The organism is uncultured Flavobacterium sp., from assembly GCF_937967675.1.
Classification (GTDB): domain Bacteria; phylum Bacteroidota; class Bacteroidia; order Flavobacteriales; family Flavobacteriaceae; genus Flavobacterium.
On the sequence record NZ_CALBSN010000139.1, the window covers coordinates 1 to 2,682 of the forward strand.

Annotated in this window: 5 protein-coding genes; 1 reads left to right on the forward strand and 4 read right to left on the reverse strand. The window is 35.9% G+C overall.

The genetic code is table 11. The features are described from left to right. Positions 1 to 300 (forward strand): DUF3050 domain-containing protein (locus Q0075_RS09525; protein ID WP_297869301.1); only part of this gene is annotated, 300 nt, incomplete at its 5' end. A 31-nt stretch (positions 301 to 331) separates the two neighbouring features. Here Q0075_RS09525 and Q0075_RS09530 read toward each other — a convergent pair. The 4 genes from Q0075_RS09530 to Q0075_RS09545 form a co-directional block, all read right to left on the reverse strand. Continuing rightward, positions 332 to 664: a 2Fe-2S iron-sulfur cluster-binding protein gene (locus Q0075_RS09530; RefSeq protein ID WP_297869302.1), complete on the reverse strand. Its 333-nt coding sequence runs from the start codon at positions 662 to 664 to the stop codon at positions 332 to 334. A gap of 1 nt (position 665) precedes the next feature. Continuing rightward, complete coding sequence (locus Q0075_RS09535) at positions 666 to 1,724, reverse strand: NAD(P)/FAD-dependent oxidoreductase (RefSeq protein WP_297869303.1); 1,059 nt, start codon at positions 1,722 to 1,724, stop codon at positions 666 to 668. Positions 1,725 to 1,800: 76 nt separating this feature from the next. Next, positions 1,801 to 2,040, reverse strand: coding sequence for a NifU family protein (locus tag Q0075_RS09540; protein ID WP_026724438.1), 240 nt, complete (start codon positions 2,038 to 2,040; stop codon positions 1,801 to 1,803). 75 nt (positions 2,041 to 2,115) lie between these two features. Next, positions 2,116 to 2,682: P-loop NTPase (locus tag Q0075_RS09545; RefSeq protein ID WP_297869304.1), on the reverse strand; the 567-nt coding region annotated here is incomplete at its 5' end.

The following is a 2,682-nucleotide window of genomic DNA, read 5'->3' on the forward strand; positions in this document are numbered from 1 at the left end:
GCTTTTACTTTTGGAAGAGAAGATTTGATTCCGAATATGTTTACTGAAATCTTGAAAAACTTTCAGCAAAACTTCCCAGAAACCAATTTATCAAAACTAATTTATTATTTCGAAAGACATATCGAATTAGATGCCGACGAGCACGGTCCAATGGCGATGCAAATGATAACTGAACTTTGTGGTAATTCAAAACAAAAATGGAAAGAAGTGGAAGAAGTTTCGGTTTTGGCTTTAGAAAAAAGAATCGGACTTTGGAATGCCATTGAAGAGCAAGTGGAACATAAGCATGAATTAGTATAAAATGAAAAGCGAGAATTTCTTCTCCCTTTTTTTATTGTTCTGGTGCTATTTCAATTTCCAAACCTTCTAAATCTTCTGTGATTGGAATTTGGCAGCCTAATCTCGAATTATCTTTTACGTGATAGGCTTCCCAAAGCATGGCTTCTTCATCTGGATTGCGTTCTAAAGAAACTACATCATTTAAAACATAACACTGACAAGAAGCGCACATTGCCATTCCGCCACAAACACCAACGGTTCCCTCTTCGGCTAATTCATACGAACGAATTAACTCCATGATGTTCATATTCATGTCGGTTGGGGCTAACACTTCGTGTCTTACTCCGTTTCTGTCGGTTATAAATATTTTTACGTCTTGACTCATATTAATCAATCGATTTTACAACGGCTTTTTCAGCTTCTTTTCTGGTACCATCAAAACCATCTACTCCAGAAACAGTAGTATATTTCAATACGTAACGTTTTCCTGGATTGATTCTATTATATACACTTTGACACATTAAAGTTGCTTCGTGGAATCCACATAAAATCAACTTTAATTTTCCTGGATATATGTTAACGTCTCCAATGGCATAAATTCCTTCGATGTTGGTTTGATAATCTAAAGCGTTATTAACTTTGATAGCGTTCTTTTCGATTTCTAATCCCCAGTTAGCAATTGGACCTAATTTTGGCGTTAATCCGAATAGTGGAATAAAATAATCGCATTCTGCTTTCATTCTGGCTCCGTTAACTTCTATGTCAACAGCGGTAATTCTCTCACTACCATTAAAACCAACAACTTCTGCAGGAGTAACTAATTTAATTTTTCCAGCGTTCTTTAATTCTTGTACTTTTTCTACTGAATCCAATGCACCACGAAATTCGTTTCTTCTATGAACTAAAGTCACGGAATTTGCTACATTCGATAAGAAAATACTCCAATCTAAAGCCGAGTCACCTCCACCTGCGATAACGATATTTTTTCCACGATATTTTTCTGGATCTTTTACAAAGTAATCTACTCCACGATCTTCTTTTTCGTAGAATTCGATATCTTTTAAAATAGGTTTTCTTGGTTCGAAAGTTCCTAAACCGCCTGCAATTGCAACTGCTTTTGCGTGATGTTGCGTTCCTTCGTTAGTAGTTACAATAAAAGTTCCATCTTCTAATTTTTGGATGGTTTCAGCAGTTTCACCTAAGGTAAATCCAGGTTGAAACTGTTTGATTTGTTCCATTAAATTCGTTACCAAATCTCCAGCTAAAACTGAAGGATAACCAGGAATATCGAAGATTGGTTTTTTTGGATACAATTCAGCTAATTGCCCGCCAGGTTGTGGCAAAGCATCAATAATATGACATTTAAGTTGTAAAAGTCCGGCTTCGAAAACGGCAAAAAGTCCCGTAGGACCAGCACCGATTATAAGAATATCTGTTTGAATCATTTTTTTAATTTTGAAAGTAGCAAAGTAACAAACTCGTAAAGTGTAGAAATATGATTTATATCATACTATTGCTTTACTAAGCAATATTTTCTACCGTTTCAATTTGAGGGACGTATTTTTTAATCGTGGTTTCTACACCAGCTTTCATGGTGCTGATACTTAAACTACAATTGGTACACGCTCCTTCTAAACGAACTTTAACATGTTTGTCTTCAATAATTTCTACTAATGAGATGTTGCCACCATCCGAATTCAAAAACGGACGAATTTCGTCTAGTGCTTTTTCAACATTCTCTTTTATTTCTAATGTAGTCATAATTTTTAGTTTTCAGTCACAGTTTTCAGTCGCAGTAAACAGCTTAAACTGTAAACTGAGACTGTAAACTGAATACTATTTTTTTACAGCAGAACAACCTGCCATTGTTGTTATTTTGATAGCTTCAGTTGGCGGTAATGTTTCGTTACGATTTACCGTTTCTTGCACTACATTTCTTGTAATATTTTCGAATACACCCTCTAAAACTGAAGCCGTTTGCAATGCTGCTGGGCGACCGTAATCTCCTGCTTCACGAATACTTTGTACTAATGGCACTTCACCTAACAAAGGCACTTGTAAATCTTCTGCTAAGTTTTTAGCTCCTTCTTTCCCAAAGATATAATATTTATTTTCAGGAAGTTCTTCTGGAGTGAAATACGCCATATTTTCGATAATTCCTAAAACCGGAACATTAATCGATTCTGACAGGAACATTGAAACTCCTTTTTTAGCATCGGCTAAAGCAACTGCTTGAGGTGTACTTACAACAACTGCACCTGTAATTGGCAACGATTGCATAATTGATAAGTGAATATCGCCTGTTCCTGGTGGTAAATCGATTAGCATGAAATCTAATTCGCCCCAGTTGGCATCAAAAATCATTTGGTTTAATGCTTTGGCAGCCATTGGACCTCTCCAAAT

Bases quoted from the DNA above. Each gene is read 5' to 3' on its own strand.
- Q0075_RS09530 (WP_297869302.1), bottom strand. From the start codon at position 664: ATGAGTCAAGACGTAAAAATATTTATAACCGACAGAAACGGAGTAAGA.
- Q0075_RS09535 (WP_297869303.1), bottom strand. From the start codon at position 1,724: ATGATTCAAACAGATATTCTTATAATCGGTGCTGGTCCTACGGGACTT.
- Q0075_RS09540 (WP_026724438.1), bottom strand. From the start codon at position 2,040: ATGACTACATTAGAAATAAAAGAGAATGTTGAAAAAGCACTAGACGAA.